This is a genomic window from Thermotoga sp. 2812B (assembly GCF_000789335.1).
Taxonomy (GTDB): Bacteria; Thermotogota; Thermotogae; order Thermotogales; family Thermotogaceae; genus Thermotoga; species Thermotoga maritima.
This window is the reverse complement of sequence record NZ_CP003408.1, coordinates 1,502,398-1,522,427: the sequence shown is the minus strand read 5'-3', so window position 1 is coordinate 1,522,427 and position 20,030 is coordinate 1,502,398. Positions and strand designations below refer to the sequence as shown.

The following is a 20,030-nucleotide window of genomic DNA, read 5'->3' as shown; positions in this document are numbered from 1 at the left end:
AGACTATCGTTCTATAACAGAACGGAAAATAGCATTATATGAAAAAACGTTCCCTGTGAGAACGTTTTGTGCCATAACTCGTTCCAGGGGGAGTGCATACTGTGTACGAGGAGATCATCGAAAAATTGGATCTCCAGATGAACAGAATGATCAGTTTTCTTTCAAAGAGGTGCGGGTAAGACCACTTTTCTCCTGTCGATGGCAAGAAAGCACGGTTTTCTTTACATATAATCCAGAAAGCCCATCCCCTTCAGAGGATCGGGAGGAGGTCAACTGATCCTGCCATGTACTACGCTTTCGAGGGAGAAATTGGAAATTTCAGGGAGGTTTTCGTTGTCTTCGCATTGGAAGAAATCGGAAAAATATACGCTGTGAAAAACGAAGAAGAAGGAGATTACGTTTTAAAGATAGAAGTTGGTGGAAAGAGCAAGAAAAAGAAATCGAGTGACTTCGTGATAAGGGACGATGTCGATCTTCCCTTTAGAAATGTGATCCCGATGTGGATACCGGGGATGTTGTGGTGACTCTCAGAAGGTGGTATAATATGAACAGAAAGTGAGAAAAATCACAAACCTCCTGAGGTGGAGGGGAAAATCCTGACACCGGGGGAGGGGATGGATAGAAGTATACCCCTCTCCCGGTATGTGGAGAGGGGGTTTTCGTTTTGGAGAAGAGATTCTACATCCTCACCATCGTGGTGGAAGACCGGGAAAAGGCCTACCAACAGGTGAACGAACTCCTTCACAATTTCTCCGAAGACATCCTGCTCAGAGTCGGCTATCCCGTCAGAGAAGAGAACATGGCGATCATATTCCTCGTTCTGAAAACAGACAACGATACGATAGGTGCCCTCTCCGGAAAGCTCGGCCAGATTTCCGGTGTTCGCGTGAAAACAGTTCCTTTGAAGAGGTGATGCGTATGTACGTGTTTGTGAAAGAGCGTGTAGAGAGCAGATCTTTCATACCGGAAGAAAAGATATTTGAACTTCTCGAAAAGACAAAAAATCCCGACCCTGCAAGGGTGAGAGAGATCATCCAGAAATCGCTGGACAAGAACAGGCTCGAGCCGGAAGAAACGGCCACCCTTTTGAATGTGGAAGATCCAGAGCTTCTGGAGGAGATCTTCGAAGCAGCCCGCGCTCTGAAGGAGAGAATCTACGGAAACAGAATCGTTCTTTTTGCACCGCTCTACATAGGAAACGATTGTGTCAACGACTGTGTTTACTGCGGTTTCAGAGTTTCCAACAAAGTGGTGGAAAGAAGAACGCTCACAGAAGAGCAATTGAAAGAAGAAGTCAGAGCACTCGTCTCCCAGGGACACAAAAGACTCATCGTCGTCTATGGAGAGCACCCCAAATACTCCCCGGAGTTCATCGCAAGAACGATCGACATCGTTTACAACACGAAGTACGGAAACGGTGAGATCAGACGCGTGAACGTCAACGCGGCACCTCAAACGATTGAAGGCTACAAGATCATAAAGTCCGTGGGAATCGGAACCTTCCAGATCTTTCAGGAAACCTACCACAGAGAAACTTACCTGAAGCTTCACCCAAGAGGCCCGAAATCGAACTACAACTGGAGGCTCTACGGTCTGGACAGAGCGATGATGGCGGGAATCGACGACGTTGGAATAGGAGCGCTCTTTGGCCTCTACGACTGGAAGTTCGAAGTGATGGGGCTCCTCTACCACACGATACACCTCGAAGAGAGATTCGGTGTGGGGCCGCACACCATCTCCTTCCCGAGAATAAAACCCGCGATAAACACACCATATTCGCAGAAACCGGAACACGTCGTGAGCGATGAAGACTTCAAGAAGCTCGTCGCCATCATAAGGCTTTCTGTTCCGTACACGGGAATGATTCTCACCGCGAGGGAACCCGCGAAACTCAGAGATGAAGTGATAAAGCTCGGTGTCTCTCAGATAGACGCTGGCTCCAGAATAGGAATCGGGGCGTACTCTCACAGAGAAGACGACGAGGACAGAAAGAGACAGTTCACGCTCGAAGACCCAAGGCCGCTTGATCAGGTGATGAGAAGCCTTCTGAAAGAAGGTTTTGTACCGTCATTCTGCACCGCGTGCTACAGGGCTGGTAGAACGGGAGAACACTTCATGGAGTTTGCGATTCCCGGTTTCGTGAAGAACTTCTGCACACCGAACGCCCTGTTCACACTACAGGAGTACCTCTGCGACTACGCGACCGAGGAGACGAGAAAAGTGGGAGAAGAGGTCATCGAAAGAGAACTCCAGAAGATGAATCCAAAGATCAGAGAGAAAGTGAGAGAGGGACTCGAAAAGATAAAGCGCGGTGAGAGGGATGTCAGATTTTAAAAGGATCCTCGAAGAGATCGCAGAAAAATACAACTGCAAGATCTGGATCTCAGAGAAGATAGGAAAGAGATGGTCCTTTTACAGAGATCTCAAAGCGGGAAGGGAAAAGTTCCTTCCCGCCGAGCTTCTCGTCGAAAACGAAAGGTTCGGAGTCTTCGCAGAAGATTTCCCGGAAGACAAAAGAGACGAAGTGATCCCTCTTTTGCAGAAAATTCTGGATGAACTGGAGTGATGAATCATGACCGGTAGAGAAATTCTGGAAAAACTTGAAAGAAGAGAGTTCACAAGAGAAGTTCTGAAAGAGGCACTTTCCATAAACGACAGGGGGTTCAACGAGGCTCTCTTCAAACTCGCGGACGAAATCAGAAAAAAGTACGTGGGCGACGAGGTGCACATCAGGGCAATCATAGAGTTCTCGAACGTGTGCAGAAAGAACTGTCTCTACTGCGGTCTGAGAAGAGACAACAAGAATTTGAAAAGATACCGAATGACTCCGGAAGAGATCGTCGAACGGGCAAGACTCGCCGTTCAGTTCGGCGCGAAAACGATCGTCCTTCAATCCGGTGAAGATCCCTATTACATGCCAGATGTGATATCGGACATCGTGAAGGAAATAAAGAAGATGGGAGTTGCCGTCACCCTGAGCCTTGGAGAGTGGCCAAGAGAGTACTATGAAAAGTGGAAAGAAGCGGGAGCGGACAGGTATCTTTTGAGGCACGAGACGGCGAATCCCGTTCTTCACAGAAAGCTCAGGCCCGACACATCGTTCGAAAACAGACTGAATTGTCTTCTCACACTGAAAGAACTCGGCTATGAGACGGGAGCGGGTTCTATGGTGGGACTCCCTGGACAGACGATAGACGATCTGGTCGACGATCTCCTGTTTCTGAAGGAGCACGATTTCGACATGGTGGGAATAGGACCGTTCATTCCGCATCCAGACACACCTCTTGCAAACGAGAAGAAAGGAGGCTTCACCCTCACGCTGAAGATGGTGGCGCTCACCAGGATCCTTCTTCCAGACTCGAACATCCCGGCGACTACCGCCATGGGAACGATCGTTCCGGGCGGAAGAGAGATCACCCTCAGATGCGGTGCAAACGTCATCATGCCGAACTGGACTCCATCTCCTTACAGACAGCTTTATCAGCTCTATCCTGGAAAGATCTGCGTTTTCGAGAAGGACACTGCGTGTATTCCCTGCGTGATGAAGATGATAGAGCTCCTCGGCAGGAAACCAGGAAGGGACTGGGGAGGCAGAAAAAGGGTCTTTGAAACAGTCTGAACATAAGGTAAAATATGATGCGGTACACAATCACAACAGGAGGCCTACTCATGAACATAGACGACATTCTGTTTTCTTACGGAGAAGAAGACATTCCCTTGAAGGCGCTGTCGTTTCCCATCTTCGAAACGACGAATTTCTACTTCGACAGTTTCGACGAGATGTCAAAAGCCCTCAGAAACGGAGACTACGAATTCGTTTACAAAAGAGGAAGTAATCCCACAACAAGACTGGTGGAGAAGAAACTCGCAGCGCTGGAAGAGTGTGAAGATGCCCGCCTCGTTGCCTCTGGAATGAGCGCCATTTCGCTTTCCATCCTTCATTTCCTCAGCTCGGGGGACCACGTCGTGTGTGTGGACGAGGCTTACTCCTGGGCGAAAAAGTTCTTCAACTACCTCTCAAGGAAGTTCGATATAGAAGTCAGCTACGTTCCACCAGATGCGGAAAGAATAGTCGAAGCCATCACGAAGAAGACAAAACTCATCTACCTCGAAAGTCCCACGAGTATGAGAATGAAAGTGATCGATATAAGAAAGGTCACAGAAGCGGCAGGAGAACTCAAGATAAAAACCGTCATAGACAACACCTGGGCGTCGCCGATCTTTCAAAAGCCAAAGCTTCTGGGAGTGGATGTGGTGGTTCACTCTGCGACGAAGTACATCTCAGGACACGGAGACGTGATGGCGGGAGTGATCGCAGGAGACGTCGAAGATATGAAGAACATCTTCGTGGATGAATACAAAAACATCGGACCGGTTCTCTCGCCCATAGAAGCCTGGCTCATCTTGAGGGGTCTTAGAACGCTGGAACTTCGCATGAAAAAGCACTACGAAAACGCTCTTGTGGTGTCTGACTTCCTCATGGATCACCCGAAGGTCCTCGAGGTGAACTACCCGATGAATCCAAGATCACCGCAGTACGAACTCGCTTCCTCTCAGATGAGCGGTGGCTCAGGACTGATGAGCTTCAGGCTGAAAACGGACAGCGCAGAGAAAGTCAAAGAGTTCGTCGAAAGTCTGAGGGTTTTCAGGATGGCTGTGAGCTGGGGAAGTCACGAGAACCTTGTTGTTCCAAGGGTGGCTTATGGAGACTGCCCGAAAAAAGACGTGAACCTGATAAGAATCCATGTGGGTCTCGGAGATCCAGAAAAGCTCGTGGAAGACCTGGATCAGGCGCTCAAAAAAATTTAAAGCCCCCAGACGGGGGCTTTTTGTTTTGTGTGGGTGGGGATTACCACCAGAAGGCCTGAATAGTTTTTACTATGGCAACGCTACCATTCGTTTCATCGTAGTAAACACCATCTTCAAGATTACTTGCCTGCCCTCTTGTGTATGTGCCTCTTGAACCGTATGTGTCTTTCAAAGCATCGTAAACAAGCTTTGCAATATTTGTGTCATATTCGATGACGATAGTGATCTCATTCTCTGTTGTATTGGCAATAGCCTTGAAAGTTGTTAAGTTATCATCGTCTAAGAATTCAGAATCGACATATGAAGTGATGTCAGCTGCATTTTCCAAATCTAATTCATTGTTGTTGAATGAATCTTCATCTGGCAAAGTCGCCATAAGCCACTGTTCTGCTCCCTGTTCTAGATTCCTCAACTGCACCGCTATTCTTGTCGCCCTTGCCTTCCTCATCGCACCCGTTGCCGTTGGAACCAACACTCCCATCAGAGCTGCGATGATAGCCATGACGATCAGAAGCTCAATCAACGTGAAACCCGCTCTTCTCTTCATAAAATCCACCTCCTTAGTTAAAATTTGTTAAATATAGATTTTACACTTATGAATTATACAACCTGTTACTGGTTTATGTCAAGTGTTAAAAGGTTTTCAATAAGGTTCTTTTATTCTATAGAAATATGTTCACTTTTCAATTCAGGAGAAAGTTCATCGTCCTTGGGAATGATTCTAACATGTCTCTGATATAATTCTCAAGAGGAGGTGATCGGTTTGGACTTCAGAAAGCTCACAATAGAAGACTCTTTGAAACTTCCTGAAGAAGAAAGGGAGAAACTCTCAAAACTTTCCCTGGAAACCATCAAAAGACTCGATCCACACGTGAAGGCGTTCATCTCCGTCAAAGAAGACGTCTCCGTGGAAAAGAATGGGAAGTTCTGGGGAATTCCCATCGCCATCAAGGACAACATCCTGACCCTCGGAATGAGAACGACCTGCGCTTCTAAAATCCTCGAGAACTACGAATCCGTTTTTGATGCCACCGTTGTGAAAAAACTGAAAGAAGCGGGCTTTGTTATCGTTGGGAAAGCGAACCTCGACGAGTTCGCGATGGGATCCAGCACCGAAAGATCCGCGTTCTTCCCAACGAGAAACCCCTGGGATCTTGAGCGGGTTCCCGGTGGAAGCAGTGGAGGATCTGCCGCCGCTGTCGCTTCGGGAATGGTTGTCGCGGCGCTCGGAAGCGACACGGGGGGTTCTGTGAGACAGCCCGCGTCGCTCTGCGGGGTGGTTGGGTACAAACCCACCTACGGACTCGTCTCCAGATACGGCCTTGTGGCATTCGCAAGCTCTCTCGACCAGATAGGTCCCATCACGAAGACGGTGAGAGACGCCGCCATCCTCATGGAAATCATCTCCGGAAAAGACGAGAACGACGCCACAACGATGGACAGGAAAGTGGATTTCCTTTCGGAGATCGAAAACGGCGTCGCGGGTATGAAATTCGCCGTTCCGCAGGAGATCTACGAGCACAAGATAGAAGACGGTGTGGCAGAGAGATTCGAAGAGTCCCTCAAACTCCTCGAAAAACTCGGTGCGAAGGTGGAAAAGGTCAGCATCCCGCACATGAAATATTCCGTCGCCGTCTATTACGTCATCGCTCCCGCTGAAGCGAGTTCCAACCTAGCCAGATTCGACGGTGTCAAGTACGGTCTCAGGGTAAAAGAGAAAGGCCTCAGAGAGATGTACATGAAGACCAGAAACGTCGGGTTCGGTGAAGAAGTCAGAAGAAGGATCATGATCGGAACCTTCACCCTCAGCGCTGCCTACTACGAAGCCTATTTCAACAAGGCCATGAAAGTGAGGAGAAAGATCTCCGATGAGCTCAACGAGGTGCTCTCGCAGTACGACGCGATCCTCACTCCCACCTCCCCGGTGACGGCCTTCAAGATCGGAGAGATAAAAGATCCTCTCACCTACTACCTCATGGACATCTTCACGATACCCGCAAACCTCGCGGGACTTCCCGCGATCAGTGTGCCGTTCGGGTTCTCAAACAATCTCCCCGTTGGTGTTCAGGTGATAGGCAGAAGGTTCGCGGACGGGAAAGTCTTCAGAATAGCGAGGGCCATAGAGAAGAACTCCCCATACAACGAAAACGGCATGTTCCCGCTCCCGGAGGTGAAAGCATGAGATACAGACCCGTCATAGGTCTTGAGATACACGTTCAGCTTTCAACGAAGACCAAAGCGTTCTGCTCCTGCCCGGCGGATGTCTTCGAGCTTCCTCCGAACACGGCGATCTGTCCCGTCTGCACCGGCCAGCCGGGGGCCCTTCCCGTTCCCAACGAAGAGATGATCAGATTCGCTGTGAAGACCGCCCTTGCGTTGAACTGCAAGATTCACAAGTATTCCAGATTCGACAGAAAGAACTACTTCTATCCTGACCTTCCCAAGGGATACCAGATCAGTCAGTACTTCTACCCGATCGCAACCGAGGGTTTCCTGGAGATAGACGGAGACGAAGGAAGGAAAAAAGTCAGAATCAGAAGGCTCCACCTCGAGGAAGACGCTGGGAAACTCGTCCACGAAGGGGACTCCATCACCCGTGCGAGCTACTCTCTGGTCGATATGAACAGATGCGGTGTTCCTCTCATCGAGATCGTCACAGAGCCCGATATTTCTTCTCCGAGAGAAGCTCGCGTTTTCATGGAGAAGCTGAGATCCATCGTGAGGTACCTCGGCGTGAGCACGGGAGACATGGAAAAGGGAGCTCTCAGATGCGACGCGAACATCTCCGTTGTTGACACAGAAACGGGAAGACAGAGCAACAGGGTGGAAGTGAAGAACATGAACTCTTTCAGGTTCGTTGAGAGGGCTTTGGAGTACGAGTTCGAGCGAATCGTGAAGGCGATGGAGAGAGGAGAAGACGTGGAAAGAGAGACGAGAGGCTGGGACATGGCCACGAAGACCACTGTCTCTATGAGGGGAAAGGAAGAAGAGAGCGATTACAGGTACTTTCCGGAGCCAGACATACCGCCCGTTGTTCTCTCCGACGAGTATCTCGAAGAGGTGAAAAAGGAACTCCCAGAGCTTCCAGACGAGAAGGCAGAGCGATTCATGAGAGAGTACGGCCTTCCGGAGTACGACGCGAAGGTGCTCACCTCAAGTAAAGAACTCGCCGAGTTCTTCGAAGAGTGTGTGAAGGTGGTGAACAGACCGAAGGATCTCAGCAACTGGATCATGACGGAAGTTCTGAGAGAACTCAACGAAAGAAACATCGAAATCACAGAGTCAAAACTGACCCCTCAGCACTTCGCTGATCTCTTCAAATTGATGGACGAAGGAAAAATCTCCATAAAGATCGCAAAGGAGATATTCCCGGAAGTCTTCGAAACAGGAAAGATGCCCTCCCAGATCGTGGAGGAAAAGGGTCTGACTCAGATCAACGACGAAAAACTCATCGAGGAACTGGTGAAAAAGGCGATGGAACAGAATCCAAAGGCTGTTCAGGATTACAAATCAGGCAAAAAGAAAGCGGCAGGGTTCTTCGTGGGATACGTGATGAGAGAGACAAAAGGAAAAGCGAACCCGGAACTCACGAACAGGATCATTCAAAAACTCCTCGAGGGGGAGTGATATTTTGAAAAAGTTTCTTCCTCTTCTTTTTATTTTTGTGGTGGGGGGAGTCGTTCTTCCCGCCTCTTTCACCTGGACGTCCGATGGATATCACGTCAAATTCGGTGACACACTTTTTTTTGAAGTCTTCAACGATGGATGGGGTGTGGGAGTGAGCCTCTCGAAAAGTGCGACGAACTACCAGAAACTGGGTTTTCTCAAGGTGAAAACCTCAGAAGTCACTTTGAAGACGGGTCTTTCCTTTGGGAACGGCTGGAACGTTTTCTTCTGCGTCGATCAGAGAGATGTGATTCCGTTTCCCGGAAGCCTCTACTACGAGTTCTTCATCGGAAGATCGGGCGGGTACGCTATCCTGAAACAGGACTACATCGTGAAGATCGGTGGGTACAGGCTATCCCTCGACAATTTCGCCTACATGTCTAAGGACACCGTCATGTTCCACAGCGGTCAATTCTCCATGGGAGGAACCTCTTTCGCGTACAGAGCTTTGAACAACACGGTTCTTTTTGGCATCTCAGATCCGGATAACGTTCTCTTTTTGGGTGCCGGACTGCTCAACTGGAAACTCGCCGGAGGAGCGGGGTTCAACTTCACACCCATAAACGGCGTGGATGTCAAGCTTCTTGTTTCAGCCGCCGTAGATGAGGTCTCTTTTGGATTCATGGCACGTGCAAAGAAGGAAAATACCGATCTCACCTTTGTTCTGAACACGAACGAGTTCTACTTCAGTGTGAAATTTTAAGAAATCGCACGATATTCTTTGATAAACGGGGATATTTCTCGATATCCCCGTTTTTTCGTTCGAAACAGGGTTTGTAATTTTTTGTAAACTTGACTATAATTCTGGTCAGGGAGTGATGAAATGGATCTGAGCAGGGTTTCTTTTTACAGTCTTGCGGACGCGAAAGCGCGGTTCTCCCAGGTTGTCGAAGAAGCGAAAACGAAAGACGTGGTCGTGACAAAGAACGGTGTGCCCGCGGTTGCTGTCATTGACTACGAGAAATACAAAAAGCTCATGGAATTCATGGATGAGATCCTCGATACTTATCTGCTGGACATCGGGAACGTGGAGAAGTATCTCGAGCTCAAAAGGTATTTTGAATTCAACGATTCACAGGAGGTGTGAGAATGGCTCAGGTTGTCCTTGAAAACGTCACCAAGGTCTACGAAAACAAAGTCGTCGCTGTGAAAAACGCGAATCTCGTCGTCGAAGACAAGGAGTTCGTGGTTCTCCTTGGACCATCCGGCTGTGGAAAGACGACCACTCTGAGGATGATCGCAGGACTTGAAGAGGTTACAGAAGGAAAGATCTACATCGACGGCAAGGTCGTGAACGATGTTGAACCAAAAGACAGAGACATCGCCATGGTGTTCCAGAACTACGCTCTGTATCCACACATGACCGTCTACGAAAACATGGCCTTCGGTTTGAAACTGAGAAAATATCCAAAGGACGAAATCGACAGAAGAGTACGTGAAGCTGCGAAAATCCTCGGAATAGAAAACCTGCTCGACAGAAAACCGAGACAGCTCTCAGGTGGTCAGAGGCAGAGGGTCGCCGTTGGAAGAGCTATCGTGAGAAATCCGAAGGTCTTCCTCTTCGACGAACCACTCTCCAACCTCGACGCGAAACTCAGGGTGCAGATGAGAAGCGAGCTCAAGAAACTCCACCACAGACTCCAGGCAACGATCATCTACGTGACACACGACCAGGTGGAAGCGATGACGATGGCTGACAAGATCGTTGTCATGAAGGACGGAGAAATCCAGCAGATAGGAACTCCACACGAAATATACAACTCTCCAGCGAACGTCTTCGTCGCCGGATTCATCGGTAGCCCTCCAATGAATTTCGTCAACGCGAGAGTCGTGAGAGGAGAAGGTGGCCTCTGGATCCAGGCATCTGGCTTCAAAGTGAAGGTGCCTAAGGAATTTGAAGACAAACTCGCAAATTACATCGACAAGGAGATCATCTTCGGTATCAGACCTGAAGATATCTACGACAAGCTCTTCGCACTGGCACCAACTCCAGAGAACACGATCACAGGTGTTGTGGATGTTGTCGAACCTCTCGGAAGTGAAACTATTCTCCACGTGAAAGTCGGAGACGACTTGATTGTGGCATCCGTCAACCCGAGGACTCAGGCAAAAGAAGAACAGAAAATCGATCTGGTACTCGACATGACGAGAATGCACGCCTTCGATAAAGAAACGGAGAAGGCTATTATCTGAGGGGGGCCGGCCCCCTCACTTTTTTATTCTGAACTCGATCACGTCCCCATCCTCGAGCAGTTCAGTGAACATGGCTCTCCTTCCGTTTTTGAGAAGTTCGTAGTCCCTGAGTCCGTCCAGCTTCAAATCCTTGAGAAGGTCTATCACCATGGGTTTGAAGTCTTTCAGTTCCACTCTTTCTTCGTCTATCCTGTGGAGGATTTTCAAAGGGATTTTCTTCAATTCGCCGTTGAACGAGACAGTGATGTGGGGAACTTCAAGTGCTTCCTCCAGTTTTTTCCTTCCCTTTTCAACGAGGTCGATCTCTTCTCCGAGCGGCACTTCTTCATCGTCTTTCAAAGGAACTCCTCCTTTGAGGAGATCAAAGTTCACGAGGGAGATCCATTTCTCTTCGCCGTTCACCACGATTCTTGTCTTTCCGTAGGAGATCTTTGACTTTATCTCGGAGATCTTTATCTTTTCCGGAAAGCTCACCACATCTCCTTCTTCTACGTCAGCATCGGGTGGTACTGGCGTTCCGTTCTTCACGATCTCCGGGAAGACCTCCTCCACACCTCCATCGGGAAGTTTCACTTTCACAGGTTTCACAAGGTCCTTTATTCTCAGTGGAGTTTTTTCCTCTTCGGTTTGAATATCTATCCTGTCACCATGCTTCACTCTGGAGGAGAGATTCGCCTCTTCGCCGTTCACGAAAATCTTCACGGAGGTTCTTCTCTTTGGCCTCAAGAGGGTTTTTCCGTTTAGTTCAAAGGAAATCATTTCTCCACCTACGAGCGAGGAGAACCTGTATCCCGCCTGTATGAGAACCTGCATGACCGAGTACCTGCCCACTCCTCCCATGAGCTTCACAGGAACCCCGTTCACGAAGACCTGAGAGAAAACGGATCCCCTGTTTCTCATGGCACTGTAAGCGATTCCCACAGGAGTGATGTACTCGCTTCCTTTGACCTTTCCGGTGAGATCCTCAACAAGACCGGTGCTTTCTACACTCTTCAGAGATACCCTGTCAAGAGGAAGATCCATCTTCCTGGCAAGACTTTCCACAAAACCCGGTACCTTCGCGCCGCCGCCGACCACCATCACAACAGAGGGGGCTCCACCGTTCAGCTCTGTCACGACCGTTGAGATCTCCGTTGTGATCTGATCCACAATGGGTTTTATCGCTTCGGAGACCTCCCGGGCGTTCAACTCGATTTCTCTGTCCAGTATATTCTTCACCTTCACTCTTTCTTCTGAAAAAACGGTTCTCTTCACGTGTTCCGCTGTCTGAAAGTCAAGCAGAAATTTCTTTCCTATGGCTTCCGTTATCTCGTCACCCGCCATGGGGATCATTCCGTAGGCCACCACCGTTCCTTCCTTCGAGATAGCTATGTCGCTCGTTCCCGCGCCCACATCGACGAGAGCTATGTTCAGATACCTGAGATCCTCCGGGACGGTTAGATCCATCGCCGCTATCGGCTCCAGCGTCACGTGAACCGGAGTGAGTCCCACAGTCTCCAGAACCCTCATCAGGGAATCCACAACGTGAACGGGAAGGAAAGCAGAGACCACCTTAACATAAGCCTTCCCGCCTCTGTGTCCCTCAAGCTTTTTCATCCACATTCCGTCGAGTCTGTACTCGACGACGGAGTATCCCACACAGAAGAAGTCCTCTTCTACACTTTCCTGCGCTTTAGTCACCGCTTCTATTTCAAGCTTCATAACGTCTTCGCGGGTGATGTGTCCAGTCTTGGAAAAATCCAGCTCCGCCTCACCTACTTGAGTTTTCAGGAACCTTCCCGCGAGGGCTACAGCCACCTCTTTCAGTTCGATTTCGTTCCTCGACTCGAGTCTTTCTTTCACCTCTTTCACCGTTTCCGCCACTCCGAGCACATCGTGAACCTGACCGTCGAACATCGTGCGTGTTTTGTGTTCTATCAGTTCAGAATCCACGATTCTGATCGTACCTTTCTCCTCGACGACGATCAAACCCGCTATCTTTCTGGTACCCACATCGAGAGCGAAGATCACACTTTCACCTCCACCACCGTGACACCCGTTCCCCCCTCAGAAGGTGTTCCGAATCTGAAAGAAACCACTCTTTTGTCCTTTCTCAGTATCTCCCACACTCCAGATGCGAGCTTTCCAGTGCCCTTTCCGTGTATTATGTATCCCTTGCTGATGCCGTTCATCACCAGGTCATCGATGAACTTCTTCACAACCGGCTCCGCTTCTTCAACCGTCATACCCCTTATGTCTATCTCCGTTCTGAAGGTCGAAGGTTTGTAAGAGAACGTTGAAGTTTCTTTCTTCTCTTCTTTTTTCGTCTTTCTCAGTTTCGACACGGGCACCTTCAATCTGAGAAAGCCAAAGTCAACAAGGGCTGTGTCACCTTTCACCTCGACGACCTTTCCCACAGAGGTTCCACCTTCCATTCTCACGTGATCTCCGGGTTTTATTTCTTCTTCGGGTGCTTCTTCGATTCTCTTTCGCTCCAGATCTTTCTTCTCCTTCTCTATCGTCTTCACCGCTTCTCTCATCTCGTCAACGCTGCCAGTTTTTGCCACGTGTATTGCTTGATCGAGTTCTTTCTTGACCTTTCTGATGTAATCGTTGAGCTCCCTCAGCTCTCTGTCGAACTCTTCTATTTTCATTCTCCTCAGCTTTTTGTAGTCTTCTTCGTATTTCTCTCTCAGTTTCATGTACTCTTCGCGTTCTTTCTGGAGTTTTCTCTTCTCCTCTTCGAGAAGCGAGATCTTCTCGTGGAGAGACCTTATGAGTCCCTCGAGTTCCATCTCCTCCTGAGAGAGTCTCGACCTGGCGTTTTCGACTATACGTTTGTCGAGTCCCAACTTTTCTGCTATCTGGAAAGCGTGAGAGCCCCCTGGAACACCAACCAGGACCCTGTAAGTTGGTGAGAGGGTTTCCGGATCGAACTCCATGGAGGCGTTCAAAAGCAGAGGATGGTTCATGGCAAAGACCTTCACGGGTGTGAGGTGTGTGGTTACGAAGATCGTCGCTCCTTTTTCCAGAAGATCCTCTATTATCGCGATGGCGAGGGCGGCTCCTTCCACCGGATCCGTCCCCGAGCCCAGCTCGTCGAGGATGACCAGTGAATCGCTGTCGGCGTTCTTCACGATCTCCACGATCTTCTTCATGTGTGACGAGAAGGTGCTGAGGCTCTGTTCTATGCTCTGCTCCTCACCGATGTCCGCCATGATCTTTGGAAAGACCTTCAGCTCCGTTCCTTCATCACAGGGGAGAGGGAAGCCGCTCATCATGAGGGCAGTAAAAAGACCAACAGTTTTCACAGTCACGGTCTTTCCGCCCATGTTTGGACCCGTTATGATGAAACCTCTTTTGTTGGGTGGAAGCTCAAGATTTATTGGAACCACTCTCTCCTTTGGTATCAACGGATGTCTTGCGTTGACAAGCCTTATCCGCGAAGAAGGTTTCACGACGGTTCCGTTGAACTCTCTTGCGAACTTCACCCTCGCGTAGAGGGAGTCGAAACGCGCTATGAGTTCTACGTTTCTCTCAAGGTCTTTGAGCCTGGAAAGGAGTATGTTCGTCAGCTGTCTCAGGATCCTGCTGATCTCCAGCCTTTCCTCCTCTTCTAAAAGACGCACTCTGTTGTTCAGTTCGACGAACTCGTCGGGCTCCAGAAAGACGGTGGCTCCGGAAGAGGAAAGATGGTGAACGATCCCCTTCACCGCGTTCTTCATGGAAGCCTTCACGGGGAAGAGATACCTTCCATCCCTGTAAACGTACATCTGTTCCTGAAGGATCTGAGAGTGCGTCCTGACGAAATCATCGGCCTTTCTCTTTATCTCGCTGGAAAGACGCTTCTTTTCCGTTCTGATCTCCCTCAATCTGGGACTCGCACGGTCCGAGATCTCTCCATCCTGTTCTATGCACCTGTTCACCTCTTCTACGAACTCTCTGAAGGAGCTGAGCCTGGAGAAGGTCTCTTTGAGTCTGCTGTATTCACGCTTTTCAAATTCTTTCTTCAGGATGTCACAGCCTTCGAGAAACACGGAGACACGAAGAAGTTCCCACGGTTCCAGAGGGGAGCCGGACTTCACCTTCTCCACTTCCTGAGAGATATCGTTCAATCCCTTTATGGGAGGCTCTCCCCACCTGTTAAAATAGTTCAGAAGCTCCTCCACGAGTTCGAGCTCGTCCCACGGATTCACCGTCGGTTTGAGAGTGTCCAGATGTTTTCTTCCCAGGTCAGAGAGCGCGTATTTCTTTACTATCTCCACAACTTTTGGAAAATCGAGTGATTCGAGATAATCCACTCTTCACCACCCCAGTCTCACAAACAGCGGAAATCTGATGCTCGAGTCCTTCAGCGTTATTGAATAACCAAAGCCCCATTTCACTCCTTCGTGCTTTTTCCAGAAAAAATTGACGACGGCAAGATAGGGTTTTGAAGAAAAGCCCACCCTTGTCTCAAGGGTAAACATGAAATCCCCCAGATCCAGATTCCTCACAGCACCGACGAAGAAACATATGGAGGAAAAATCCCAGAGTTCCACTCCCGCTGTGAACTCTCCAGTGTCCATGCCCACAGACGACACGGTTTCTCCTTCCGAAAAATCGTAGGAAAAACTCACGAAGATGTCTCCCATCATCTGAACGGAGACGATCACAAGCAGAGCGAGAATGATTTTTTTCATGTTTTCCACCCCGAAACGATTATACTATGATGGGGAGGTGAAGAGATTGCTCTTTCTCGGAGTGGATGTGGGGGGAACGAAAACACTGGCCGTTCTCAGCGATGAACAGGGAAACGTCCTGGCTATTTACAAAGGAAAAGGAGCGAACTATCAGGTCGTTGGAAAAGAAAATGCTGTTAAGAATCTCAAAGATGTGATCGAAGGCATTTTGGACAGGGCAGGAAAGACCAGAAAAGAGATCGATTTTGCCTTCTTTGGATACGCGGGAGCAGACTTCGACTACGAGATGAAGATTGTGAGAGAAATTTTGGAAAAGCTTGGCCTTGAAAAATTCGACTTCGACAACGACGGAAGGATCGCCCTGAGATCGGGGGTTTTCGACGACATCGGCATCATGGTGAGCTGTGGAACAGGTAGCATCTCCTACGCATCGGACGGCAGAAGGGTGAACAGAATAGGAGGACTTTCTTTTTCACTGGGTGAGAGACTCGGTTCACACTACATCGCTTCTCTTGTGACCTCCGCTGTGATGAGGGCGAAGGACGGCAGAGACGACTGGACAACGCTCGTTGATGAGGTGGAAAAAGAGATCGGCCCGGTGGAGAACCTTCTGAGATACGACTACGAAGGAGGATACACAGCGGAGCTGGTCAAGAAAGTGAATCAGGCACTGTTCAGATGCGCCGAAAAAGGTGATGCGGTTTCTCTCAGAATTTTCGATGAGATCGTGGTTGAAGTGAAAAAAATCATCGACGCGCATAGAAAGGCACTGAACTTCACACCTCCCATCAAACTGATCCTGGAGGGAAGCTTCTTCAAGAACGCTCCTTCACTTCTGATAAACATGATAGAGAGCGCAATTGGTAGAGAGTACGAAATCGTCATACCGGAGCACGACCCTGTGATCGGTGCCGTGTTGTTTGCAATGGAACGGGTGGGACTGAGAGTAACAGAGGACCTTTACAACAGACTGGTGAGGAACTACCTCAGGGAGGTGAAGAAATGAGAATTGCGGTGATAGGTGGGGGAAGCAGCTACACCCCGGAGCTGGTGAAGGGACTTCTCGACATTTCCGAGGATGTTCGCATCGACGAGGTGATCTTCTACGACATCGACGAAGAAAAGCAGAAAATCGTCGTTGATTTCGTGAAGAGACTCGTCAAAGACAGGTTCAAGGTGCTCATAAGCGACACCTTCGAGGGTGCTGTCGTGGACGCGAAGTACGTGATCTTTCAGTTCAGACCCGGCGGACTCAAAGGTAGAGAAAACGACGAAGGCATTCCGCTGAAGTACGGTCTCATAGGTCAAGAGACAACGGGGGTTGGGGGATTTTCAGCGGCTTTGAGGGCGTTTCCCATAGTAGAAGAGTACGTTGATACCGTGAGAAAAACATCGAACGCGACCATCGTAAACTTCACCAACCCATCCGGCCACATTACGGAGTTCGTGAGAAACTACCTCGAATACGAAAAATTCATAGGTCTCTGCAACGTTCCCATAAACTTCATCCGGGAGATCGCAGAGATGTTCTCAGCAAGGCTCGAAGACGTGTTCCTGAAGTACTACGGCCTCAACCATCTGAGCTTCATAGAGAAGGTCTTCGTAAAAGGTGAAGACGTGACGGAAAAGGTTTTCGAGAACCTGAAGCTGAAGCTCTCCAACATACCAGACGAAGATTTCCCGGCGTGGTTTTACGACTCGGTGAGACTCATTGTGAATCCTTACCTGAGGTACTACCTGATGGAGAAGAAGATGTTCAAAAAGATCTCCTCGCACGAGCTCAGAGCAAGGGAAGTGATGAAGATAGAGAAAGAACTCTTCGAGAAGTACAGAACCGCTACCGAGATACCGGAAGAACTCACAAAGCGCGGCGGCAGTATGTATTCCACTGCGGCGGCTCACCTGATAAGAGACCTCGAAACCGATGAAGGGAAGATACACATAGTGAACACGAGGAACAACGGCTCGATCGAAAACCTCCCGGATGATTACGTTCTCGAGATTCCGTGTTATGTGAGATCCGGTAGGGTCCACACGCTCTCGCAGGGAAAAGGAGATCACTTTGCTCTTTCTTTCATTCACGCGGTGAAAATGTACGAACGACTCACAATAGAAGCGTATCTGAAGAGATCGAAAAAACTCGCCCTGAAGGCTTTGCTTTCCCATCCTCTCGGGCCGGACGTGGAGGACGCAAAAGACCTTCTCGAAGAGATACTGGAGGCGAACAGAGAATACGTGAAACTGGAGTGAAAATACAAAAGAGGGGGAATTTTCCCCCTCTTGTTTTTGGTCGACCATTTTGCATTATACCACAAACTGTTCCTGTTTGTCAAGCACTTTTTCTATTCCGTTTCTTCTTCTGAAATCATTATACCACTTTCCCGCGAAAAGACAAGTCCCCCTCAACTTTCAAATTTTTCCCTCATCTCCTTTGCAAGCGCTACCATGTTTCTGAGCGATGGAATTACTTCGTCCCAGTTTCTCGTCTTGAGACCGCAGTCGGGATTAATCCAGATCAGCTCCTTAGGCAGTACCCTGAGAACTCTTTCGACTATTTCCCTCATTTCGTTGATGGAGGGAACAGCAGGAGAGTGGATGTCCCAAACACCAACACCGATCTGCTTGATCCATCCCTTGAAATTTTCAAAGGCAGAAATGATCTCACCTTTGCTCCTCGAAGCCTCAATGCTGATCACGTCGAACTCCAGCTGGTGGATGTACTCAATTATTTCGTTGAAATCCGAGTAGCACATGTGGGCGTGGATCTGTGTTTCCGGTCTCGCGTTGGCCGCCAGGTTGAAGGCGTTTATCGCCCATTCAAAGTACTCTGGCCACTTACTCTTTTTAACAGGGGCCTTTTCTCTGAAAGCGGGTTCATCGATCTGAATGACCTTTATTCCTGCTTTCTCCAGGTCTTTTACTTCCTCGTTTATCGCCAGGGCTATCTGGTAAGCTATTTCTTTCTCCGGTATGTCCTCCCTGTAATAGCTCCAGCTCATGATGGTGATGGGACCTGTGAGCATCCCTTTGACGGGCTTTTCTGTAAGAGACTGAGCGTAAGTGATTTCTTCGAGTGTCATGGGTTCTGGCCGTGTGACGGTGCCGTATATGATTGGTGGGCGATAACACCTCGAACCGTAGGAAAGAACCCAGCCGTTCTGAGTAGTGGCGATGCCGTTCAACTTCTCAGCGAAGAACTCAACCATGTCGGTTCTTTCAAACTCACCGTGCACAAGAACGTCGAGTCCTATTTCTTCCTGAAGTTCTATCGCTTTTTTTATCTGTTCCTTTATGAAGGATTCGTATTCTTCTCTTGAGATCTCTCCTTTTTTGTACTTCGATCTCATCTTTCTCACTTCAGGAGTCTGCGGGAAAGAGCCAATGGTCGTTGTTGGAAAGAGTGGAAGGTTCAGTCTTTCTCTTTGGATTCTGTCGCGCTCGGTGTATTCTTTCTCCCTTCTGAACGAATCTTCTGGAAGATTTCTTACCCTCTCAACAGCTTGGAGGTCCACCGCGAAATCTTCAAAAGACACGTTAGGAAGGTCAAATGTTTTGCCTTCCAGGAAATCTTTCAACATTTTTAGCTCTTCGAGCTTTTCTTTTGCAAAGGCAAGTTTTTCCTTCAATCCGCCTGGCAGATTGTTTTCCAGTTCCAGAGTCACTGGAAGATGAAAGAGTGGGCAGGAATTTGAGATGGCACTCGCACCGAGTTTTTCTACCAGCGATGCCACCTTTCTGAGATCCACTTTCCAGGGCTGGCGGCCGTTTATCACACCAGCCACGAGTTTTTTGTCTTCCGGGAACCCGTGTTTTTCGAGATTTTTCAGATTTTCTTCGTTCGAAACGAAATCGAAGTGAAGTCTCTTCACCGGAAGGGAGACGCACGCTTCGTAGTCGGAAACGCTGTCGTAATAGGTGAAAACAGTCAGTGGAAATTCTGAAAGCTCACGGTACACGTTCAGTATCAGATCCCAGTGGGCCTTTTCAAGATCGCAGACGAAAGCGGGTTCGTTCACGAGAATCTCCTTACAGCCATTTTCCACGAGCTTTTCGAATACTTCTTTGTAAACAGAAACGAGGCTTTCCAGCAGTTTTTCCATTTGATTTGGTCTTCTGATCCACTCGCCGTTCCTTTTGGAAAGGTACAGGAAAGTGAAAGGACCTATCACCCACGGTGCTGTTTCTATTCCCTTCGATTTGAAGAACAGATAATCCTCAAGAGGTTTGTTTTCGAGAAGATAGAACTCTTCGGTTTCTATTTCCGGAACGAGGTAGTGATAGTTGGTATTGAAGAATTTGGTCATTTCCAGAGCCTTTCCACCGCGCGCCATATCGAAGTACGTTGAAAGTCCTCTGTACTCACCGAACCTCTCCGGAACTGCCCCCACCATCACCGCTGTGTCGAGCACAAAGTCGTAGTAGGAAAGTTCGTTTGAAGGAATCACATCGACGTTCTTTCTGTAGTTTTCCACCATGTACATTCTGAGTTTGTTCATCTCTTCCTCGAACTGTTCTTCCGTGATCTTTCCCTTCCAGAAATCCTCCAGAGCCTTTTTGAATTCCCTCTTTTCTCCTATCTTCGGAAAACCGAACGCGTAAGCCTTCAACCCTTTTCACCTCCATTTGTTGTATGTTTTGAAAACATGATACCACATGTTGTGTGTAACATGGTTAACAGAAGGAAAATTTGCATAAACATTT

17 protein-coding genes and 1 pseudogene are annotated in these 20,030 nt (G+C 48.8%); 13 read left to right on the top strand and 5 right to left on the bottom strand.

Features of this window, described 5'->3' with window-relative positions; translation table 11 throughout:
• Positions 1 to 272 precede the first annotated feature (272 nt).
• The 6 genes and pseudogenes from T2812B_RS07890 to aar form a co-directional block, all read left to right on the top strand.
• Positions 273 to 524 (top strand): annotated as a pseudogene (locus T2812B_RS07890) (ATP-binding protein); the annotation flags it as partial.
• Between the two features lie 140 nt (positions 525 to 664).
• On the top strand, positions 665 to 913 hold the full coding sequence (locus tag T2812B_RS07885; protein WP_008195362.1) for a TM1266 family iron-only hydrogenase system putative regulator: 249 nt from the start codon (positions 665 to 667) through the stop codon (positions 911 to 913).
• Positions 914 to 918: 5 nt separating this feature from the next.
• Positions 919 to 2,334: a [FeFe] hydrogenase H-cluster radical SAM maturase HydG gene (gene hydG, locus T2812B_RS07880; RefSeq protein WP_008195360.1), complete on the top strand. Its 1,416-nt coding sequence runs from the start codon at positions 919 to 921 to the stop codon at positions 2,332 to 2,334.
• Complete coding sequence (locus T2812B_RS07875; protein ID WP_004079977.1) at positions 2,321 to 2,566, top strand: hypothetical protein; 246 nt, start codon at positions 2,321 to 2,323, stop codon at positions 2,564 to 2,566. The genes hydG and T2812B_RS07875 overlap by 14 nt, the downstream gene beginning before the upstream one ends.
• Positions 2,567 to 2,572: 6 nt before the next feature.
• A complete protein-coding gene (hydE, locus tag T2812B_RS07870; protein ID WP_008195358.1) occupies positions 2,573 to 3,619 on the top strand; it encodes a [FeFe] hydrogenase H-cluster radical SAM maturase HydE in 1,047 nt (348 codons plus the stop codon).
• Positions 3,620 to 3,669: 50 nt separating this feature from the next.
• The gene (gene aar, locus T2812B_RS07865) at positions 3,670 to 4,809 is read left to right on the top strand and encodes a bifunctional L-alanine/L-glutamate racemase (RefSeq protein ID WP_008195356.1); all 1,140 of its coding nucleotides are present in this window, start codon (positions 3,670 to 3,672) and stop codon (positions 4,807 to 4,809) included.
• A 40-nt stretch (positions 4,810 to 4,849) separates the two neighbouring features.
• On the opposite strand, the gene T2812B_RS07860 is transcribed toward aar, so the two are convergent.
• Positions 4,850 to 5,356: a type II secretion system protein gene (locus T2812B_RS07860; RefSeq protein ID WP_008195353.1), complete on the bottom strand. Its 507-nt coding sequence runs from the start codon at positions 5,354 to 5,356 to the stop codon at positions 4,850 to 4,852.
• A 216-nt stretch (positions 5,357 to 5,572) separates the two neighbouring features.
• On the opposite strand from T2812B_RS07860, the gene gatA reads away from it, so the two are divergent.
• The 5 genes from gatA to T2812B_RS07835 all read left to right on the top strand — a co-directional run bounded on the left by gatA (position 5,573) and on the right by T2812B_RS07835 (position 10,668).
• Positions 5,573 to 6,991: an Asp-tRNA(Asn)/Glu-tRNA(Gln) amidotransferase subunit GatA gene (gene gatA / locus T2812B_RS07855; protein WP_008195352.1), complete on the top strand. Its 1,419-nt coding sequence runs from the start codon at positions 5,573 to 5,575 to the stop codon at positions 6,989 to 6,991.
• On the top strand, positions 6,988 to 8,436 hold the full coding sequence (gene gatB, locus T2812B_RS07850) for an Asp-tRNA(Asn)/Glu-tRNA(Gln) amidotransferase subunit GatB (protein WP_008195350.1): 1,449 nt from the start codon (positions 6,988 to 6,990) through the stop codon (positions 8,434 to 8,436). The genes gatA and gatB overlap by 4 nt, the downstream gene beginning before the upstream one ends.
• Before the next feature lie 4 nt (positions 8,437 to 8,440).
• Positions 8,441 to 9,178: a hypothetical protein gene (locus tag T2812B_RS07845; RefSeq protein WP_008195348.1), complete on the top strand. Its 738-nt coding sequence runs from the start codon at positions 8,441 to 8,443 to the stop codon at positions 9,176 to 9,178.
• A 120-nt stretch (positions 9,179 to 9,298) separates the two neighbouring features.
• A complete protein-coding gene (locus tag T2812B_RS07840) occupies positions 9,299 to 9,562 on the top strand; it encodes a type II toxin-antitoxin system Phd/YefM family antitoxin (RefSeq protein ID WP_004079961.1) in 264 nt (87 codons plus the stop codon).
• Between the two features lie 2 nt (positions 9,563 to 9,564).
• On the top strand, positions 9,565 to 10,668 hold the full coding sequence (locus T2812B_RS07835) for an ABC transporter ATP-binding protein (RefSeq protein ID WP_008195346.1): 1,104 nt from the start codon (positions 9,565 to 9,567) through the stop codon (positions 10,666 to 10,668).
• A 15-nt stretch (positions 10,669 to 10,683) separates the two neighbouring features.
• On the opposite strand, the gene T2812B_RS07830 is transcribed toward T2812B_RS07835, so the two are convergent.
• The 3 genes from T2812B_RS07830 to T2812B_RS07820 are packed head-to-tail and all read right to left on the bottom strand — an operon-like array spanning position 10,684 to position 15,329.
• The gene (locus T2812B_RS07830) at positions 10,684 to 12,678 is read right to left on the bottom strand and encodes a cell division protein FtsA (RefSeq protein ID WP_008195345.1); all 1,995 of its coding nucleotides are present in this window, start codon (positions 12,676 to 12,678) and stop codon (positions 10,684 to 10,686) included.
• Positions 12,675 to 14,948 carry an endonuclease MutS2 gene (mutS2, locus tag T2812B_RS07825; protein WP_008195343.1) on the bottom strand — a complete coding sequence of 758 codons (2,274 nt, stop codon included), beginning with the start codon at positions 14,946 to 14,948 and terminating at the stop codon, positions 12,675 to 12,677. The genes T2812B_RS07830 and mutS2 overlap by 4 nt, the downstream gene beginning before the upstream one ends.
• A gap of 3 nt (positions 14,949 to 14,951) precedes the next feature.
• A complete protein-coding gene (locus T2812B_RS07820) occupies positions 14,952 to 15,329 on the bottom strand; it encodes a hypothetical protein (RefSeq protein ID WP_008195341.1) in 378 nt (125 codons plus the stop codon).
• A 46-nt stretch (positions 15,330 to 15,375) separates the two neighbouring features.
• On the opposite strand from T2812B_RS07820, the gene T2812B_RS07815 reads away from it, so the two are divergent.
• Both T2812B_RS07815 and bglT read left to right on the top strand, forming a co-directional pair.
• The gene (locus T2812B_RS07815) at positions 15,376 to 16,335 is read left to right on the top strand and encodes an N-acetylglucosamine kinase (protein ID WP_008195339.1); all 960 of its coding nucleotides are present in this window, start codon (positions 15,376 to 15,378) and stop codon (positions 16,333 to 16,335) included.
• Positions 16,332 to 17,579: a 6-phospho-beta-glucosidase BglT gene (gene bglT / locus T2812B_RS07810; protein ID WP_008195333.1), complete on the top strand. Its 1,248-nt coding sequence runs from the start codon at positions 16,332 to 16,334 to the stop codon at positions 17,577 to 17,579. Before T2812B_RS07815 ends, bglT begins: the two co-directional genes overlap by 4 nt.
• Positions 17,580 to 17,731: 152 nt before the next feature.
• Here the strand turns inward: bglT and metE are convergent, their stop codons facing one another.
• The gene (gene metE / locus T2812B_RS07805; RefSeq protein WP_008195331.1) at positions 17,732 to 19,936 is read right to left on the bottom strand and encodes a 5-methyltetrahydropteroyltriglutamate--homocysteine S-methyltransferase; all 2,205 of its coding nucleotides are present in this window, start codon (positions 19,934 to 19,936) and stop codon (positions 17,732 to 17,734) included.
• Between the last annotated feature and the right edge of the window lie 94 nt (positions 19,937 to 20,030).